This is a genomic window from Pseudomonas sp. ICMP 561, from assembly GCF_002699985.1.
Lineage (GTDB): Bacteria > Pseudomonadota > Gammaproteobacteria > Pseudomonadales > Pseudomonadaceae > Aquipseudomonas > Aquipseudomonas quasicaspiana.
Genome location: NZ_LKBT01000005.1, coordinates 120,119 through 140,191 on the forward strand (window position 1 = coordinate 120,119; position 20,073 = coordinate 140,191).

Annotated in this window: 12 protein-coding genes; 7 read left to right on the forward strand and 5 right to left on the reverse strand. The window is 53.7% G+C overall.

Features of this window, described 5'->3' with window-relative positions; all coding sequences use genetic code 11:
• Positions 1-617 precede the first annotated feature (617 nt).
• The gene (locus tag AO242_RS06110; protein WP_027899603.1) at positions 618-1,721 is read left to right on the forward strand and encodes a GlxA family transcriptional regulator; all 1,104 of its coding nucleotides are present in this window, start codon (positions 618-620) and stop codon (positions 1,719-1,721) included.
• Between the two features lie 241 nt (positions 1,722-1,962).
• Positions 1,963-2,394, forward strand: coding sequence for a hypothetical protein (locus AO242_RS06115; protein WP_099268063.1), 432 nt, complete (start codon positions 1,963-1,965; stop codon positions 2,392-2,394).
• A gap of 109 nt (positions 2,395-2,503) precedes the next feature.
• Here AO242_RS06115 and AO242_RS06120 read toward each other — a convergent pair whose 3' ends face one another.
• From AO242_RS06120 to AO242_RS06140, 5 genes are all read right to left on the reverse strand, one after another.
• Positions 2,504-2,764, reverse strand: a complete 261-nt coding sequence (locus AO242_RS06120) for a hypothetical protein (RefSeq protein ID WP_099268064.1) — start codon at positions 2,762-2,764, stop codon at positions 2,504-2,506.
• A gap of 120 nt (positions 2,765-2,884) precedes the next feature.
• On the reverse strand, positions 2,885-4,417 hold the full coding sequence (locus tag AO242_RS06125) for a hypothetical protein (protein WP_141562188.1): 1,533 nt from the start codon (positions 4,415-4,417) through the stop codon (positions 2,885-2,887).
• Positions 4,418-4,506: 89 nt separating this feature from the next.
• On the reverse strand, positions 4,507-6,069 hold the full coding sequence (locus AO242_RS06130) for a hypothetical protein (protein ID WP_099268066.1): 1,563 nt from the start codon (positions 6,067-6,069) through the stop codon (positions 4,507-4,509).
• Positions 6,070-6,400: 331 nt separating this feature from the next.
• Positions 6,401-8,380, reverse strand: a complete 1,980-nt coding sequence (locus tag AO242_RS06135) for an autotransporter outer membrane beta-barrel domain-containing protein (RefSeq protein WP_176560577.1) — start codon at positions 8,378-8,380, stop codon at positions 6,401-6,403.
• A gap of 704 nt (positions 8,381-9,084) precedes the next feature.
• Positions 9,085-11,829, reverse strand: a complete 2,745-nt coding sequence (locus AO242_RS06140) for an autotransporter outer membrane beta-barrel domain-containing protein (protein ID WP_099268068.1) — start codon at positions 11,827-11,829, stop codon at positions 9,085-9,087.
• Between the two features lie 642 nt (positions 11,830-12,471).
• On the opposite strand from AO242_RS06140, the gene AO242_RS06145 reads away from it, so the two are divergent.
• The 5 genes from AO242_RS06145 to AO242_RS06165 all read left to right on the forward strand — a co-directional run bounded on the left by AO242_RS06145 (position 12,472) and on the right by AO242_RS06165 (position 19,829).
• Positions 12,472-14,427, forward strand: coding sequence for a hypothetical protein (locus AO242_RS06145; protein WP_099268069.1), 1,956 nt, complete (start codon positions 12,472-12,474; stop codon positions 14,425-14,427).
• A gap of 105 nt (positions 14,428-14,532) precedes the next feature.
• A complete protein-coding gene (locus AO242_RS06150) occupies positions 14,533-17,241 on the forward strand; it encodes a hypothetical protein (protein WP_099268070.1) in 2,709 nt (902 codons plus the stop codon).
• Between the two features lie 146 nt (positions 17,242-17,387).
• The gene (locus AO242_RS06155) at positions 17,388-18,026 is read left to right on the forward strand and encodes a hypothetical protein (protein ID WP_099268071.1); all 639 of its coding nucleotides are present in this window, start codon (positions 17,388-17,390) and stop codon (positions 18,024-18,026) included.
• Positions 18,027-18,105: 79 nt separating this feature from the next.
• The gene (locus tag AO242_RS06160) at positions 18,106-19,077 is read left to right on the forward strand and encodes a hypothetical protein (RefSeq protein ID WP_099268072.1); all 972 of its coding nucleotides are present in this window, start codon (positions 18,106-18,108) and stop codon (positions 19,075-19,077) included.
• A gap of 50 nt (positions 19,078-19,127) precedes the next feature.
• Positions 19,128-19,829: a hypothetical protein gene (locus tag AO242_RS06165; RefSeq protein WP_099268073.1), complete on the forward strand. Its 702-nt coding sequence runs from the start codon at positions 19,128-19,130 to the stop codon at positions 19,827-19,829.
• Positions 19,830-20,073: the final 244 nt, after the last annotated feature.

Genomic DNA, 20,073 nt, shown 5'->3' on the forward strand with positions numbered 1-20,073 from the left:
GTAACAGCAAGAGCGTAGCAGCCGCAGCAGCGCTTGCCGTTAGCCCTTAAACCACTCATCACGGTGGTTTTGGATGTTCATTTGGGTGTTATGTTCCCCAGCCGACGCTTATCAGTCTCTGTAGGAGCTGCCGAAGGCTGCGAAACAGCTGTCGGAATGACAATCCATTCGCAGCCTTCTACAGTTCCCGCAAAGGCATACGATGGGGCTGGATTGAAAGGTGCGCACTTATCGAACACCCACCCCGATGACCGCCACCTTTTGGCGCGCAAGCCCTTAAACATGGCGCAGTGCTACGTCTCGTCGGCACTGGATCTGTGCTGTGCCGTGCGTTGAGTGACATCCTGATACATGCCTCTTGGATCCCGGCACACAAGTGCTACCGAATTGCTCAACTGCCATGCACAGCGCGGGTCGCAACAAGTGTGGACGTCGCTAATCGACAACTCAGGTCGCTGCTGACTAGACGCATCGCGACGTCGTTTTCAGGGGTTATTGAATAGCCATTCAACTTTAGGCATGGCATTTGCGTTGTCATCACAAAGCCCTGCTTCGTATGGGGCAATAACAAGAGCCTCCGCCTGAGGCCTCCAACCGCTTAGTGAGGAGATACTGTGATGACATCGTTCAACTCCGGGGCCCAACCCCAGAATCGCGCACCACAATCCATCGGCTTTCTGCTGCTGGATAACTTCACTCTGATATCCCTCGCATCAGCGGTTGAGCCCCTGCGTATGGCAAACCAGTTGTCAGGTCGCGAATTGTATCGCTGGACCACACTGAGCGCCGACGGCGGTCAGGTCTGGGCCAGCGATGGCCTGCAAATCACTCCCGATGCGGCCATGCACAAGGCTCCGGCGATGGACACGGTGATTGTCTGCGGCGGCGTGGGCATTCAGCGCACGGTGACTCGTGAACACGTCAGCTGGCTGCAGAGCCAGGCGCGTCAGTCCAAGCGTCTCGGCGCCGTATGCACTGGCAGTTGGGCGCTGGCGTGTGCGGGTCTGCTCGATGGCTTCGATTGCAGCGTGCACTGGGAGTGTCTGGCCTCGATGCAGGAAGCCTTCCCCCGCGTGGCCATGAGCACTCGCCTGTTTACCCTGGATCGTAACCGCTTCACCAGCTCCGGCGGCACCGCGCCACTGGACATGATGCTGCACCTGATCAGCCGTGACCATGGTCGTGAACTGTCGGCCGCCATTTCTGAAATGTTCGTCTACGAGCGCATTCGTAACGAGCAGGACCACCAGCGCGTGCCGCTCAAGCACATGCTGGGCACCAATCAGCCGAAGCTGCAGGAAATCGTTGCGCTGATGGAAGCCAACCTAGAAGAGCCCATCGACCTTGATGAACTGGCGGTTTATGTCGCTGTTTCCAGGCGTCAGCTGGAGCGCTTGTTCCAGAAGTACCTGCACTGCTCGCCGTCGCGCTATTACCTCAAATTGCGCCTGATCCGTGCCCGGCAGCTGCTTAAGCAAACGCCGATGTCGATCATTGAAGTTGCCTCGGTGTGCGGTTTTGTTTCCACCCCGCACTTCTCCAAGTGCTACCGCGAATACTTCGGCATTCCGCCGCGTGACGAGCGCGTAGGTTCCAACACCACCCAGCAAGTCGCCATGATGCCAATCCCGCAAGCCATGGTCCTCGCACCGCTGTCCGGCCCATTGTCGGCATTGAGCCAGGCCAGGAATGAGTCGACGTTTGCGAGCGTGAGGTTGTAACAGAGGTTGTTGATATCCCACAGGGTTTTGCCTGATGCCGATGAGTCCCCGGTTTCATCCTTCGCGGTGATCAACGGACTGTAAGTTCTGACAGTAGACGCCCTGTTTTTTTCGTCTCACAGTGTCCTGGTCTGAAGGATGGCCTTCAGCTCTTTAACCCTGCACGGCATGTTCAGTATTTGGCGAGTTGGAGGCATTTGCTTATTACAGGGATTGAGGTTTTTTCTCAGGGAGTCAGATCATGGAATATATAGTAAATAGTGATTTTAGCACCGGGAAGCTCGACCCTTGGCGGCCGGTGGCAGGTTCCACAATCGAGATTGGAGAAGAGGATGGTCGCTACCATGCGGTACTGGGCGACAGTGACAAGTTGAACCAGAACGTTCGAATCGCAGACGTACAACCACGGCGTTTCTTACTCTCCGTTGAATTGAAAGTGATCAATGGTACTGAGGAGGATAAAGGGCAAGTGCACTTGCTCTGGTCATCGAATGCCCTGTTCAGGACGTATTATCCTGCGGTGTCGGATGACTGGGCAACCACTACGTTCGACTTGTTTGTCTCCAACTTAGCGACTACCAATAACATTGAGGTATTGGTTGAGCCTCGATTTGCCAAGGAGGTTTTGGTGGGAAGTGTTTCCCTCAGAGATGAGCGGAGACGTAGGCATTGAAGCTGGGGAGTCGCATAGGTAAGCGTGTGATGTTTTGAACACTTGTAGGAGAGAATTCATTCGCGGATGTACCGACCTCTTCGTGAATGAGCTCTCTCCCACAAAACGCTTAACCACGGCCCTGCTTGTACTCCACCAGCCCCGGCAACAGCTGTTTATCAATCGCCTGTCTGACCGCAGGCAAGATGGTCGCGCTGCCGGTCAGCATTTGTTCCACCAGCCGACGCAATGCAGTGGCGCGGTCTTCCGTCAGGCCGCATACAACTTGCGCGCAGGCCTGCTCGGCAGTTGCGCCAGCAGGCACTTCGAAGCCAATTGATCGTAACTGGCTGATCAGATCTTCCTGGTCAATCAAGTCCGCGTGCATCATGTCGGGTGCTCCATTTCCTGTCGGGTATGGAGCGATTCTGGTAGCGGGCAGGCTTCTCGACAAGAGACGTTGTCCGGCATGGCTACGAACAGGTCGTTTTTGGCTGGATATCAACATTGATCAAGGCTGAACCGCTTGATCCGCTGCGTTGTAGCTGAAAGGTCTGCCGTTGAGTTGCGCAACGTCGACCCTTATGACTGGCACCCAAAGGCCTGTCTTATTCTTGAACTTGGTTTGATAAGCCTTTGCGTCAGCCACTGACGCTTGCGCTGTATTCCACCAGAAGGCTTCAATCGGCAGCTTGTTCCCGATGTCGGGTGCCCACGTGCTCACCATTACCTCATTCCATAGCGTTCTATACGAAATGTTTATGTTGGCGCGGGCTTGAATGCTCACCAGGAACTGCCCGGCATCTTGAGTACTCAATGAGCATTGATACCACCCAGCTGGCAGGGTCGCCGCGTAGGCATTCCACTGCGCTAAAGTTCGAACATTAACACTCGCGCATGAGCTCAAATCCGCAGCAATATTGCTTCTCGGTCTCAGGCCGCAACCCTTGTCCCGCGGATTTGTATTGGTTGAGGCGTTGTGAACATAGATGCACAGGTACTCGACGATCTTATTGGCCGCGATCGCTTTTTCCTGGGAGGTAAATATCAATCCGCTATTGCGTGCAGGCGTAACATGGGCGTCGACTCTCATGTATGAAAAAGAGGTGCCGCCCAAGGCGATAGCGCCAGCAGATGGATTCCAAGGGTCAAAGTTGCCGTTGTCTGTTCCGCGTATTACTACCCCATTGCAGTAATACGCCGGCGTATTGCCCGGGCAACTTGCCCGAGTGTCGGTATACCGGGCATTAAGCGCTGCCGCTATTGCTGCGCCATCGGAAGGGAGCGCATTTATTACCTCGATCGCAAGCGGATCTGAAATCTTGAGCGGATCATTACCGATACCCACGCTGTAGGTCAAAACAGCCGTGCTTCCTACCTCCTTGGCTACCTCTGTTTTTGGAATTTCAAATGTCAGCGGGCGGGTAGCGCCTACCGTCTGCAGCGGAGCGTCATACTGGGATTTACCCTTCCAGCGCATGCCGACGTTGTGGCCGTTAGTAATGCCTGGATAGGTAGCGGTGACGGACACCGTCGCACCCATCGTTGCCAGATCCAGCTTGCCGTTAGGTGCTGCTGGCATGGCAGGCTTTGGATAATCACCGCCCGGTGCCGGGGTGCCGATGACTTTGATAGGCCGGGGTTGTGATATCTCAAGCGGGTTGTCGCCCACTCCCACACTGTAGGTCAACACACCGGTGCCGCCAGCATCTTGGGCGATGGTGGTCTTTGGAATGGTGAACGCTAATGGGCGGGTCGCGCCGACCGTCTGCACGGGGGCATTGTAGGTAGTTTTACCTGTCCATCGAAGCCCAACGTTATGACCGTTATTGATTGCGGGGTACGTAACTTTAACGTTGGCATTAGCTCCAAGATTCTGAAGTACAAGTTCGCCATTGGGCGCTTCAGTTACCGTGGCTGGAGGAAGGTCCAGAGCTCGTGGATGTAATTGCTCATCGGTCACCGATAATTGCTGCACTACGGAGCAGCTGCTTATCAGCAGGCACAGGCATAAGGCGGTTGTTTTATGTGTATGTGCAGTCATGGTGACCTCGAGTTGAACGGCTGGGCTAAGTTGCAGGCGTTCCTGGCAAGCAACCCACCAGAATCAACGCTTCATTGGATGGGTTTCACTTAAGGCTGAACCGCTTGATCCGCCGATTGATAGCTAAACGGTTTGGCATTTATCTGCGTGAAGTCGAGGCGGATGACGGGCACCCAAAGCCCGGTGTTGGTTTTGAATTTGGTTTGATAGATTTTGGCTTCTTCCAGCGATGCCGGAACGCCGGTCTTCCAGAAGAACGCTTCAAGTGGCAGTCTGGCGCCGTAACTCTGTGGCCAGGTGGCAACCATTATTTCGTTCCAATTGGTCGGCCAGACCTGAGTTTGGCGCGCTGCAATGCTGACTTGAAACTGAGCCGGATCCTGGGTGCTCAATGAGCATTGATATGACGGGCCCGGTTTGGGGGTGGTATAAGCGATCCACTGTTCCAGTGTTCGCACATTCACAGCAGCGCACGAACTCAAGTCCACAGCGGAGATACTTCGCACTCTAATGCCGCAGCCCTTGTCCGTGCGGCCTCCACTCAGTGTTGCCGCATCGTTGGCGTAAATGCAGACATAGTCCACTGGTTTGTTGGCGGCGATGGCATCAGCCTGAGCTGAAAAAATAAAACCACTATGGTGATAAAGCGTCACGATGCGCGCATCGGCTCTCATGTATGAAAAAGATACGCCGCCTAGTGTGATTGCACTGGGGGCGGGGTCCCAAACGTTGTAATTGCCATTAATTGTGGAACGAATAATGACACCGTTGCAGTAAAAAGACGGGGTGTTGCCAGCGCAACTGGTTGCCGTGTTGCGATACCGGGTATTAATTGCCTCCGCGATGGCTGCGCCATCGGAGGGCAGTGCATTCACGACTTCGATAGGCCGCGGGTTGGAGAATTTCAGTGGGTCATCACCAACGCCGACGCTATAGGTAAAAACCCCTGTGCCACCCAGATCTTTTGCGATTTCTGCCTTGGGAATGACAAAGACCAGCGGCCGGGTGGCGCCAACTGTCTGAATAGGGCGAATGTCATAAATGGCCTTGCCCGTCCACCGCATCCCGACCGTGTGCCCATTGGTGATGGACGGGTAGGTTGCGGTGATGGTTACCGTTTCCCCCGCCGTGGCCAGATCAAGCTTGCCGTTGGGAGCGGAGGGCACGGTTGGGGGGGGATAGTCAGGATTGGGAACAGGTGTGCCAATGACCCGGATTGAAAGCGGTTGCGAAAACTCAAACGGATTGTCGCCGACCTTCACGCTATAGGTGATTACACCTGTACCACCGGCATCCAGCGCAAGGGTTGTTTTTGGAATGGTGAACGCTACCGGGCGAGCTGTCCCTACGGGTTTATGGGGTGCGTTATAGGTGGTTTTACCTGTCCAGCGAAGTCCTACGTCGTGGGTGTTGGCAATCGCGGGATAAGTGAACGTAACGTTGGCATTGACCCCCAGATTTTCTAGCACCAACTCCCCATTGGGGGCTTCTGTCATGGTGGCTTTTGGCAGATCCAGAGCAAGGGGGTGTAGTTGCCCTTGTGACGTTGTGGTTTGACCATTTTTATCAGGCGGGTCCGGCAGATCAGAGGCGCAACCATGGATGAGCAGACCTATAAACAGTAAGGCGGCCACACGGGCGTTGATAATCATCTTGGGCTTCCATGCCTACAGCAGTGGGCACCTTATAAAGCTGGCGGACTTGAAGGGGGGTTAAGGCGAGCTAATTGTTGTTTGCCTGAATTTTAGGTTAGGTCCTCGTTAAATAGTTGTCCATTGATATCATTCAAGTTCATAAAATGAATCGCGATGGTAATGTTTTTTTTGATGCCAAATAGTAAGTTGAATGGCGACGCTGTTGCAGGCTTGTGAAGTTTTTTTGTTTTAGTGTTAGTCCGCTATAGCAAAATGAGATATGGGTTCTTAGCGTTAACTGTCATGCGTAAAAAAGGCCCGCAAAGGGCCTTTCAAAAAATCTCAACGATTACCAGTTGTAGCGCACACCCACATTAACGCCCCACGGCTGTTCGATGTTATTGCCTTTCATGTAATCAAAGTCTGCATGCACTTGCAGTACATCCGTCAATTGCGCCGCAACCCCTGCACCCAGTTCCACACGGGTACCCGACAGGTCGTTATGAAACCGGGACTCGTTGATCGTCACCTTGTTGGAGGTCACAAACTCACGGGCCACGGCGGCCTTGACATAAGGCTGTACAAAACCGCCCTCTTTCAAGGCAAATTTGCGGCCTGCGTGGCTACCGACTTTGCCGAGCACCGAGTCAGCCTGGTTGCTGCTGGCGTCCATACCGTTATCCAGCGTGTAGTCTTCACCACTGACCCACAGCGTCGACACTTGTGCATAAGGCTCAACAAACCAGCCATCATCAAAGCTGATGTGCTTACCGGCTTCAACCGAACCGCCCACGCCGTGGTTGGTGTAATCACCTTTGGTTTTTGCTCCGTCGCGCATCGTCACATCGGCGGAGTTTTGAAAGCGGTTGGCTTTGATCAACGCATCAATGTAGAAGCCGTTATCCAGTAGCCAGGTGCTGTAAGCACCCACGTAGTAACTGTCGATCTTGCCCTTGTTACCCTGCTTGAGGTCCAGATTGGACTTGCTGTAACCGCCCATCAGACCTACCAGCCACTGACCATTGCTGCTGGCGACTGGCATGTCGGCACCAAACGAAATGCCTTGCTGTTGCTGGGAGTATTCAACGCCACTGCCGGCCGACATGTTGTATTTGTTGCCATAGGTGCGCATCCAGCCGCCACCTTCGTTGCTGCCGATACGCAGTTCGCCCATACGGCTACGCAGTGTGGCAGACTCGCCGTACCAGACAGTAGGCGCTGCGCTGAACAAGCCGATGGCGACTTCTGTGCTTTTTGATATCTCACCGGTTTGTACCAGGAACCAGTCATTGCCGCCCGTACCGTTCGCACGTTGTTCCAGTGCGTAGGCGTAAGTGCCGGTATCCACGAGACCGTCTTCGCTGTCGACTGCAAATTGCGCGTCGCCGCCTTCGATATGCACCAATTGGCGATCCGCATCCCCCGCTTTTGGGTTGGCACCCGTGTTTTCGACCAGCAACTTGTGGTTGCCAGTTGCTGTTCCGGACACATTAAGTTGGTCGCCTGCATTGGCAGCCAGATCGGTGCCCAGTGCGAAGGTGCCGCTACCGTTCAGTTCGGTGACATCCAGTTGATGAAAACTGGCGTTGCCATCGGTGCCGCGCAGATCAACCAGACCATCGTTCAGGCTAAGTTTGCCTACGGTTGAATTGCCTTCCATGACCCAGCGCGACGAATCGTCGATGGTCAGTGAAGTGGCGTTGGTGATGGTGCCGGTCAGGCTCGCATGGTTTTTCAGATCCAGATCTACAACCGACCCACTCTCGACCAATACATCGCCGATCAAACGGCTGTTGTTGACGTTGAACTGGACGGTGGAATTCTTCTCGACTTCGAGAATCACGCCGTTGCCACCCGTCAGGGTCGAGCCATTGTTGACGTCGATGGCTGCAACCGAATTCGGCCTGGTACCTTCCGAAACAAAAATGGCGCTGCCGGTTTTGCCGGTAACCGATGAGTTGTCCAGCTTCAGGGTGCTCTTTTCGGAGTTCGCGAACTGGTCGGAGAGCATCACGATGCCACGATTGTCGCCCGTGATGCTACTGCCGTTTTGTACGTTAGCCGTCGCCCCTACCAGGACCATACCTACGCCGCCGTCAATAGCGCCATCGATACCCGTGCCAGTGCCATAAACCGAAGTTCCGTCCAGCGTGACGATGCTGTTGAATGAAGCTGATACACCACGCGTTACACCCTGGATCACACTATTGACGGCAGTGATTTTCGATCCGGTCAAGAGGCCGTTGATATCTGTGACGCCAATAATCCCGTAAGAAGCAGTAGAGGTGACATTGGTGTTGGTCAGCGTTACATCGCTGTCTGTCAGCAATATACCGCTCGTTGTCGATGTTGTTACGGAACCTCCGTCAATAGTGATATTAGAGCCGGTAGTAGCCTGGATAGCATCGGTCTTTCCACCCGGCGTGATTACCAGGGTAGCGCTACGGAGGGACCAGTCTTCTACGGTGTCGCCATCATTAACAGTTGCCGATTCACCAGGGGCTAGCGCTGCGGCTCCAGCGGGATCAATGGTCGCGAAAGCAAGGCCAATTGCCAGCGCTAGAGAGGTAGAAGGTTTGCGAAGAGCAAACTTGGTAATACACATGTAACGACACCTTGCATTGAAAACAATGCTGCTTGTTTAAAAGAGGCGCCATTTAATAGAAATGGACTACAGAAATATCTGAGGACATTCCTTTAATCTTGTAGGAAATTTCCTTATTTATGTTTGTAGAGGCTATTTTAGGAACTTTAGGGTAGGCGGTCTGAATAGCCCGACACTTGCAGGGGGGGGACGCGAATGGTAACGGGTTGAATTGTTATCAGTCAGGGCTGCGATGGAGGCCCGTGGTGGAACCGTCTTTAGACCGGGAAGCGGTATTTCTGACGACTTATTAATCAGCGACTGGCCCGGGCTCCTCCCGGCGAAAGCCAGTCCTGCGAGTCGGATCAAGCTTGCGGGCAGACGTAGAATCCTTCACTGGCGAGCGCCACTCGGGCCACAGCCTTTTTGTTCACGGACGCGACGCGTTCCTACCACGAATAGCGCAGACCTGCATTCACCCCCCACGGTTGTTCGATGTTGTCACCATTGCTGTGATCGATATCGGCGTGCAACTGAAGGACGCTGGTCAGTTGCGCTACCACCCCGATGCCCACTTCACCACGTGTACCGGACAAATCGTTATTGAAGGTGTTGTCGTTAACATTGACCTTGTTGTTTTTGGCAAACTCCTGCGCTATTGCGACCTTTGCATAAGGCTGCACAAACCCTCCTTTTGTGAGAGGGAACGTACGGCCAAAATGGGTCCCGACCTTGCCCAAAAAAGAATCCGCCCTATTACTGTCAGCCTCCAGGCCATTGTCCAGACGGTAATCCTCGCCTTCTACCCACAAGGCGGATACCTGAGCGTAGGGCTCGACGAACCAACGGTCAGCCAGTTGGATGTGTTTACCTGTTTCCACTGAAGCGCCCACGCCATATGTGTCGTAATCGCCTTCCGACCGTTCGCCATCACTCATGCGAGCATCGGCTTTATTACTGAATCGGTTAGCCTTGAGCACCGCATCAACGTAATAACCCGAGGTCGACAACCAGGTGCTGTATAAGCCGGCATAGTAACTGTCCACGTCGCCCGTCGAGCCGCGCCGCAGGTTCAGGTCTGAATGGCTATAACCGGCCATTACACCTATTAACCATTGTCCGTTAGAGGAGGGCAGTGCAGTGTCGACACCCAGGGAGATCCCACTCTGGTTCTGCGAATAATCAACACCATCGCTCGTTGCGATATTGAACCTGTTGCCGTAAGTCCGCGCCCAGGCGCCGCCTTGATCATGACCATTGCGCAGTTCGCCCATGCGGCTGCGCAGGGTGGACAGTTCGCCATACCACACGGTGGGTGCGGCGCTGAACAGGGCGACAACGGTTTGCGCACTTGGCGTCGGGATGGGCTCGCCAGCATCATCTTGCGCCTGCACCAGAAACCAGTCCGTGCCGCGCTGTTCCAGTTGATACGTAAATGCCCCTGCATCCACAGTGTCGCCCTGAACCGCAAACGCTGCGTCGCCGCTGCCCGTGTGCACAAGCTGCTGCGCGTAAGTCTCCTGGACCGGGTCAACGCCAGTGTTCTGGACTTGCAGGACGTGGCTGCCGGTTGCATTACCCGTGATGTTGATCAGGTCACTTTGATGCGCCGCCAAGTCCGTACCAAGTGCAAAGTTGCCGCTGCCTGACAGGCTGCCCAGGGTCAGCGTCTTGAATGCCGGATTACCCCCGCGCAAATTTACCGTCCCGCCAGCAATGGCCAGGCTGCCCAAGCTTGAACTGTTGGTCATGTTCCAGACCGAGGTGCTGTCAATGTTCATCGCTTGAGCGTTGGTGACGGTGCCGCTCAATACGCCCGTGTTGGCAAGGGTGATCGTTGCCGGGGTGGACGCATCCTGCACGATGTCACCCGTCATTGTGCTGCTGTTGATGTTGAGTGCACCTATGTTGTTCAGTTGCCCGGTGATCACAGCATTGTTGGTCAGCGTAACACTGGCAATCGAGCCGCTGTCCTGGTTAACGCCTCCGGTGAGGGTACTGTTGTCCAGAGTCAAGCTGCCGATATTAGTCAGTTGCCCGTTCCAGCTGGAATTGTTAGTCATCGCTACAGATGCGGTGCTTGCGGCTGGCACCGTGACGTCTCCGGTTACCGTGCTGTTGTCCATGTTGACGCTACTGATATTGCTCAGGTTGCCGGTCAGGCTACTGCTGTTCATGTTCAGGCTGGCGATGTTGGTCAGTTGCCCGTTCCAGCTGGAATTGTTAGTCATCGCTATAGATGCGGTGCTTGCGGCTGGCACCGTGACGTCTCCGGTTACCGAGCTATTGTCCATGTTGACGCTACTGATATTGCTCAGGTTGCCGGTCAGGCTGGCGCTGTTGCGCAAGGTGATGTTGGTGGTGGACGCCGCCACGGCTGACACGTCGCCGTTCAACTGGCTGTTATCGACGATAAGGTCTGCTAATGCATTGGCAGCCACATTGAGAATAATGCCGTTGCCCGCTGTTAGCGTCGAGCCGTTCTGCACCGTTATCGACGCGGTGGTGATCGCCGCATCACCGACCACCAGAATAGCGTCGCCGTTGGTGCCGACCACAGAAGAATTATCCAGAGTGAGTACCGGCAGATTGGAGCCAGCGAATTGATCTGTCACCAGTATTACACCTCGGTTAGCGCCGGTAACCGAGCTGTTTTTCAGGTTGGCGGTCGCGCCCACGACGGTCATGCCGAGGCCCCCTGAACTCGGGCCGCCGGTGCCCGATCCAGTGCCTATGACCTGAGAGTCTGTCAGGTCCAGTTGACTTCTGAACGTCAAGTTGACGCCGCGTACAGCACCGGTGATTACTGTGCTGGAGACCGCCGCGGTATTGCCTGTCCCAGGCGTTACGTTATTGGTGATCAACTCCAGACCAAAGTTGACACTGGAGGTGATGGTCGACCCTGCAATGGTGGCTGTGCTATTGCTGAGGGACACGCCTTTGGTGACGGTGCTGTCTGTCGTCGCTCCGTCCATGATCAACGTGGAGGCAGTACCCCCGGCGATACTTTGTGTGATTGCGCCCGGTGTCACGGTCAATGTGGCGCCTGTCAGCGTCCAGCTTTCTGCTGGTGTTCCGGCATTGACGGTTTCTGATTCCCCGGGCCCAAGCACCCTCGCCTGTAAGGGGCTGGCGCAGGCCACGGTCAATACGGAGGGTATGAGGTAGCATTTGCACAAACAGTTGATATTCATAACGTATCTCCCTGTGGATGATGCATGTGCGCTTTACAGTGCGTGTGCACTTCTAACGGAGGGGTGGGCTGTCGCGTCAGGAAGAACGGCCCCTGAGTTTTTCAACTCAACAAAGAGAGCAATGATTTACTACGCACCCACTTATGCCGCTCAAACGCTTGAGTACGAAAATTAGAAATAAGCTTTCCGTACCAAGGTGCGGATGGCTATAGAGGTAAAGCTCTATTTGGTAGAGTTGTCAATTATCAGGGTTGTTTCTCTGTATGGCTGTAACGGCGGTGTTACGGTTCGTGATATTGGAAATAAGTAATTGTTTCGTTATTGCGATTTGCTATTCATGCGATATTCCATTTGGAAGCAAATGCAAGGGGCGTGGCTTCGAAATAATTACTGAGCTTGAGTGTGTAGAGGTATCTAGCACCGCCTTTAATAAATGCCATGAAAAACAGCAGGATAAGCATTAACTTTTCTGGATTTTGGGTACTAAAAGCTCATTTTTAGCGCAACCACTGTCATTTATGACAGTGGCACGGTACGAGATCGACGCTAATACTCACTCCACCTGCACAGCCGCTCGAAAGTGTATCTGCCCCACCCTGGAATTTTCCACCCGTATTTAATTTTTGTCAGGAAGATAAAGCCATGTCTAACAAACAAAAATACTCACGCGTCATTCGTCATGGGGTAAAGCCGTCAATTGGAGTCACTGCGCTTAGGCAGCCACAAGCGCCTGATATGTTACCGGATGGCAGGCTGCCCCTTGCTGTAATGGCTGCTCCTTTGAAAGTAGTGATCCCCGTGATCAGTGAGTTAACTGACCCGGCATGGGACAATGTAGTGTTGTTCTGGGATAACGTCGAAGTACCGCTTTCAAGGTATAATTTTAACCCTGCTGACATCAATGAACACGAGCTTGAGCTGCCCGTGGACATAATGACCAACTCCGCAGAAGGCCTGCATCAACTCGATTACGTCACGAGGTTAAGTGCTGGTCAAAATGAGACAAGGGCCAATGTACCGCTGACGCTCATTATTGACAGAACTGCCCCAGGGGGCAGCGATCTGGGGTCTTTGATTTTCAATCTGGCCGTTGATGGGGTGGTCACCGAGTCAGATCTAAATGCTTCAGGTGAATTGGAGGCAAAGATTCCAAACTGGAACGGGGAGGGGACTGGCGACGTAGCCACGCCTGAAATAGCCCCGAAGGCCGCTCCATTGCCCGCAGACTGGTTACAGCTGCCAAACAGCAAAGAGACGGTCACCACCGTTGGCGCCCCGCTGAGCTTCAAACTGCCAAGGGCCGATCTCAGCGCGGTTGATGGCGTGCAATCGTTCAGTTGGAATGTCATTGATCAACTCGGTAACGTGCGTCCTCCTGATCAACGAGCGCCTGCAGTGCGTTTACGGACTTTGGTAGGTTCGCCCCCTTCCAATCTTTTGGCACCTGCTGTGCCCGCTTTCGATGATCACGAAGTTGTGACCTGGGCGGATGCTCAGGGGCCGCTTCTGGTGGATATTTCGCCGTACGACAATATCGCGGAAGGTGACATGATTGTTGTCACCTGGGGTATGCAAGAAGCGTTTCCTGCTCCTATCGGGAAGTTGCCAGCAGTACCTCCGCCGCTGCCAGATCCGATCATCAGAGTGGTAATGGACATTAAAAAACTCATTGCTGAGGGCGATGGCTCTGTCGCGGTCGCCTATCGTGTGGAGCGGGGGATCGATAAGTTCGGTCCCTCTCCTGATACCACTGTTCTGGTAAATCTCACCATCCCGGGAGGCGAAGATCTTTTTCCGGAAACCCCTGAGCACGAAAACCTGAAGTTACTGAAAGTGACTAGTGCCAGCGGCCAGGAGAACGTTATTCCTGCGGCGGATTTCGACAAAGACGGTGTGATTACCATTTACCATCTGGGGGAAGATGGTGGTGAGGTATTTGTGGCCACCGACACTGTTGAAGTTTCATGGGGGTCTAACTTGAAGATACCGTTCACTGTGATAAACCCAGCGATCGATCTGGCTATTCCACTCGACAGCGACGACATCATCCAGAAAGGTCCCACCGGAGCTTTCGATGTCAGCTACACCGTCAGCCGCGCTCTTGGCGTCGGGAATCCACCTCAGTTTGGTATCGCTCAGTCTTTACCGACTAATGTCAGGGTAGTGTCTTCTGCCGAAATCCCAGGCGGCGGTGCGAATCTGGTAGACCCGAATTTCACGGAAAAAGATACCGCCAACGTGATCAACAAGGAAGAGGGCATGGATGGCACGCCTATCCGGATCATCCTCCCCATTGTGAACATGACGGTGGATGATTCACTGCGTCTGAAGTTTGCCGGGCATTACAGCTTTACTGATCCCAATGGCCCCGAAATCCCTGGCTCCCAAGTGACACTCGAACATAAGCTTCTGCAACAAGACATTGATGACAGGTATTACGATTTCATCATTACAGAGCCCCAGTTGAGGTTCATTTGTGACGGCTTGGGGACCGCTATTTACACCGCGATAAACGGTAAGGGTGAGGCAGAGTCTGCAAAGATCGCCGTCATCATCAGCGTAAGGGCCAGCGGTTATTGTTTTCCTCCCCGACCTTGACGGCGCATCGACAATAAAGCATTGCAGAAAGCGTAAATGAGAGGTGTGGAAGTTGTTCACTTTCTTATACCACTTGTCACGGCTACTCACCCATCGGTGAATGAAATGGACATCAACACCCAACAAGAAAGAATTGAACTTAACCCATTGATTATCCCCGCTATCGATATAAGTGGCAGCGGTGGTCTGGGCAACGCTGATCTTGCAGACCCAATCAAAGGTGTGCCCATGTTAGCCATCCTGGGGACGGGCACTGCCGAAAATGACTTTGCCGAGCTTCACTGGGATGGCGTTGTAGTAGATGATTTCACTATTACTAAAGACCAGATAGACAGCGGGCGAATAAGCTTCAACCCGCTCCCTTTAGTACTCCCGGATAACCCTGCTGCTCAGGTGTTCTACCGTATTTATTTCGGCCTGGGTGCTAATCCCGAGGACTCGCCAGTCCGTGAAGTTCGGGTCAAACGCTCGGTGCCTGGTGATCCCGATCCAGACAACACCACTCCGACCATCAATGAGAACCTGTTAAAACCTGAGGGGGTTCCGCCCGTTATCGATACAGCCCGGAATTTGGACGTTACTGTTCCGCGCTGGCCGTTGATGGCCGAAGGCGATGTGCTAACCCTCTATTGGGGGGGCAATCGTTTTGCCATGAAACAACCGCCTTTACCCGCAGGGGAGGTCGGTAAGCCACAAATCGTCACGGTGCCTTCAAAGACCCTGATCGATGCCGGTGACAGCGAAAAGCTGCAGGTCAATTACGACATCCGCGACCTGGTCGGTAACTGGTCGCTGCTGTCATTGCCCGCTTTCACCAATGTGCAAGTAGATCCCAGCGCACCGGCAGCGCCGAGGGTGGTTGACGCTGACGTTAATCTGGAAATTGATCTGGACAAGCTTGGCGCCCGTGACGCCAGAGTCGATACCCCCGCCTATACAGGCATTGCGCTGAATGATGACGTCACCCTGCATTGGGAAGGACAAACGGCTGACGGTAATCCGGTGGTGCCCGTGCTCCCGGGCAAACCCGTTGAAAACATTGGCTTCGGGCCTTCCTTCGACGTACCGAACAAATCTGTGGCGGATATCGCAGGAGGTTCGGCAACGGTTTACTACAGAGTGGCACCCGCTGCAGGCGGCTCACCACGTCGTTCAAAAAGCGTCACCGTGACGGTGATCGGTGATGTGGCGCCGTTGCCAAAACCGATTCTGGATGAGGCTGTCGGTACGGTCATAGACCCTGAAGATGTCTTGGTCGATGCGCATGTCATCATCCAGCCCTATGCAGGCAAAGGTCCAGGAGACGTGATCTACCTGACCTGGGAAGGCAAAGCGTTGAATGGCCAAACCTACACCTACACCGATGATTACGATGTCGGGCGTGATGAAGAGGACGATGACTATGAATTCCTGGTGCCTAAAGCCAATCTGGTTCCTTTGCGCAATGGCACCCTGACGCTCTCTTACAAAGTAAAGCTGTTTACCGGCAACCTCAGGCCTTCGCTGCCTTCGGTCTACAGTGTGTCGGGCATTGCCCAGCTGTTGCTCAAACCTTCGGTGGACAACGCCCCTGGGGACATTATTGATCCCGACCTCTATGACCGCACCGTGGTGCACATTGATGGCACTGCCGCTCGGCTCAAACGTCTGGACGAAGTCATTGCGTACTGGACAGGTGCACCGGGTAATGGCAGTGCGACCAAGGACTTTCTCGTCGCAAGTGACAACCAGAATCTCTCCTGGTCCATATTGCCTCCGTTGATAGAGTCCAATCGCCACAGGACAGTGGCTGTGCGCTATGAGGTGCGCCGTGACGCGGGTGGCGAGGCCAAGTCTGACGTTCGCACGCTGCAAATCAAAGCCATCCTGCCGCTGCCCGACATCCTTGAAGATGACGCTGCCCACGTGGTTGATATCGCCAATCTGACCAAAGTGACGGTACGGGTTCCCGACTATCAGATGGTGACAGGCGATACGGTGTTGGTGCGCTGGCTGGGAGTGCGTCAACGTAACACCAACATCAAGACCGTGGGCAGCCCTCCACAGCCTATTGAGTTTGATATCCCCATTCTATGGGCTGAGGAGAACCTCGATAAAGGGGTGACGGTCACCTACAGCTATGGGCGAGGAGATGATCCCGTCATCATTTCACCGCCCCAACCAATCACTATTGTTAACAGTCAGACCGGATTGAACCTCATCAGGCCAACCGTGCCGGCAGCCGTTGCACAAGGTAACCCCGAGGTGTTGGATTTTTCCAGGCTGCCGGACAATACCGACCTGATTATGCGTGTCAACTATGACGGCATGGACCGAGGTCAGACCGTCAGAGGGCAGTGGATCGGTCGGGTCAGGTACACCACTGACATCAAGGACGTGACCCTGGTCGGCCCCATGGATTTTGTCATCCCCAGAGACGAAGTCATTGATTCGATCGGGTCCACTGTCAGCGTCAACTATTCGGTCGTGCTTACACCGGGCGGTACGCTGCTGCCCTCAAAAATCTTGCCGCTCAGGATATTGCCTCAGGCGCTTAACCTTGTTGCCCCGACCATCAATGCAGCCAATACAACGGTGTCCGTCGCCTATGGCGCAAGCCTGACGAGCCATACCATCGCTGTACGCTGGAAGGGAGTGGTTGAGCACCACACCTCAATTCAGAATCCACCGACTAACGGAGGTACCACTCAATTCACAATACCCGCCGCGTGGGTCACTGAAAACAGAGGAAGAGAAGTCCTTATTAATTACAGCGTAGGCGTGGGGGATGCGCGTTTGATCTTCTCGCAACTACTGAGAAAAGTAATGCCCTGAGGTAACCGCGGTATCGGGTTGTCGTTGTAGTCGCGAGTACGTTATTCATGGCAAAAAAACAGTAGTCCGCCATAACTTTTTTATGGCGGGCTACACCCACGACCGCGAGCAATTTCGGTCAACTAATATAAATATAGGCACCCGTCATGGACAGTAAAGCCGTGTTAGATCTTATTCCACCACAAGTTCCAGAAGCTATCAGGCAAGGCAACCCCAACAGGCTGGATTTTTATCGAATGGCAGCGGGGACAGACCTTATCATGCGGGTCTACTACAAAGATATGAAGCCCGGCCATACAGTAAGAGGCCGCTGGGTGGGGCGAGTGGAGTACGTTACCGATATTAAACCTGTCACGCTTATCGGTCCGATGGATTTCATTATTCCACGTGACGAAGTTATTGACTCAATCGGTGTGGCCGTCAATGTGAATTATTCAGTTGTTGTTGATCCGCACAGCCCGCTCCTGCCGTCAAAAGCATTGGTGCTCACCGTCGAGCCGCAGGAGCCCAATTTGCTGGAGCCGACAATTGCCGCCAATCACCAAACCGTTTATGTGAATTATACCAGTCAAAGCATCGATACCGTCGCGGTACGCTGGAAGGGCCGCTCTGAGTACTTCACCGAGATTAAAACTCCACCGGCGGGTGGGGGCGTTATTACGTTCAGCATTCCACCGGCCTGGGTAACGGAAAACAGGGGGCGAGAGGTACTCATCAACTACAGCGTCGGACGAGGGGGCGCGGCATTGAAGTTTTCGCAAATACTCAGAAGGAATATCCCCTAACTTGTCAAGCGAGGCTTAAAGAGCCGCTTTCAGGTATGGACTGACAGGGTGAAAATCTCCGTGGAGGAGTGCATAAGCCATGCGTGCGAATAAATTATTTATTTGTCTGACAAGTTTGCTGCTCGTGGCTTGTGTCAACCAGCCTCTTTCCGTTGAACCGCCTATGCCTTCGCTCAGCGAAATGGCCGTTACGGAAGGGCATAATACCAACAAAGCGGTACAGCCCCCGGACGTGGTTCTGGCAGCAATGAATCGCAACTATAACGAAAATCAAAACAACTGTCTGGAGCGTGGCAGCAACCTGCCCAGAGGGCATTATTACTGCAGCGGTGTATTAGTGCGCACGGTGAATGACGGCGCGTTCGATCCCTGGATGAGCAGCCCTAATGCAATCGCCATCGGCGCAACTTCTTACGCCTGGATGCGAAAAGATGTGCGTAATACCCGTCTGTATCACCCAGCGGGTTTCATATTGCGTAACAAAGCGGAGGCCATAGCGGGCAATTTGCCGGGACTGGAGACGGGATTTATCTGTCTTTACCCCTTTGACGCGGGTACAGCGACCGACCAGACGCATCAGGGTTGTGGTCGTAGGGCGCTCCGGGTGTCTTTCCCCACAAATAACCCAAGGCATAACAACAGTGCCTACGCGTGGGGGTCCTGTGAGACCTCGGGGATCATCACCGTCGCTCAGTGGGACGCACATTTTGAGAGCGTTGCGCAAAACCGGGGGAGACAGTGCTCATGGAACGTCGACAGCCAGGCAGGCTGGACCGCCATGATCGCTTCACATGCCAAGTACACAACCCATACGTCCGTATGGAATGAAATTATGTTGAATAACCCAGCAGATAACGGGGCCGGGTTGCCGAAGTACATTGCCGCATTTTTTTATGATGTCAGTTTGCCGGCGGGTAAGTTGATTGCTCAGACGTTTCAAAGAAAGCTTAATGCCGCTGGTTATGTCGTCCCTATTCTGAAACTGAGTTTTCTTGCGCCTGATGCCAGTCGGTTTGCTTATGATCCGGCGGATCAGGTGGTGCCGCAGTAGCCGGGCACTGTTCTCAATGTCGTATTCGTTAAAAAAGCAGGTGGTCTGAAATGAACAAAAATAGCATCACTGAAGTAAAACCCCACATCACCACCGTAACCGGTGCTAGCGGTCCGGTCCCTGTCGATGCACTAACTACTGACACAACACTTAAAGTCATCGGCAATGCCGCGCCAGGCGCGGAGCTTGATATCTGGGACGGCTTACTGTCTGTCGCTAAAGCCCGGGCAACAAGCCTGAGCGCTTGGGAAGTTCAGTTGACCGGGTTAGCTCCAACGTTGCACAGCATTACGGCGATGAACGTCGGAGGGCAGCTGATCTCAGATCCATGGCCGTTTGAAGTCAGGGGGAATACAAAGGGCTCTAGCGAAGATTTTGAGGGGGAGCCGAGCGACAGATTGATTGAGGCGTCATACACGTGTAAATCCGGCGTGATAGTGACTCCCTTGACAGAGATGTCCCTGAAATTAAGTTCAAACACAACGCCATTCCCGTCGGGACGCAGCCTTGAGTTCACGTCTAGCGGGGAGCTGGAAGTAGTGCAAATCAACTTGCCCAATGCTGCTCTTTATACAAGCTTTGACTGGTCCTATCGACCGGTGCTAAGCGGCGGCCTGTGCTTGATTAACTATTACAACTCGGCAGCGCGTCTTATCGGATCTATTGGGCATGAGCTTCTACCGTTGCCTGATGCTGAGGTTGTTAAGACGAGTTTCACTGCGCCGCCGGGAGAAACCGTTGCGTGGTTTTAGGTGGATGTAACTGGCGCGTTTATAGTGACTTTTTTTGTTGATAACGTGACGTGGGGAACGGCACCTTGAATTAAGTAATCTTATTCAGAACTCACTCGGCCGAAGCTGCATTGTCGACATTCAAGGTGTAGGGGTTTTAGCTTTAAAAGCGCGTTGATGCTTAGAGTGGGCATGAAACTGTCATTTCTGACGGTGGTCAGTGGGAGGCTAAGCTGCTTTCTGTAATATCGGAAGTAAATACCCT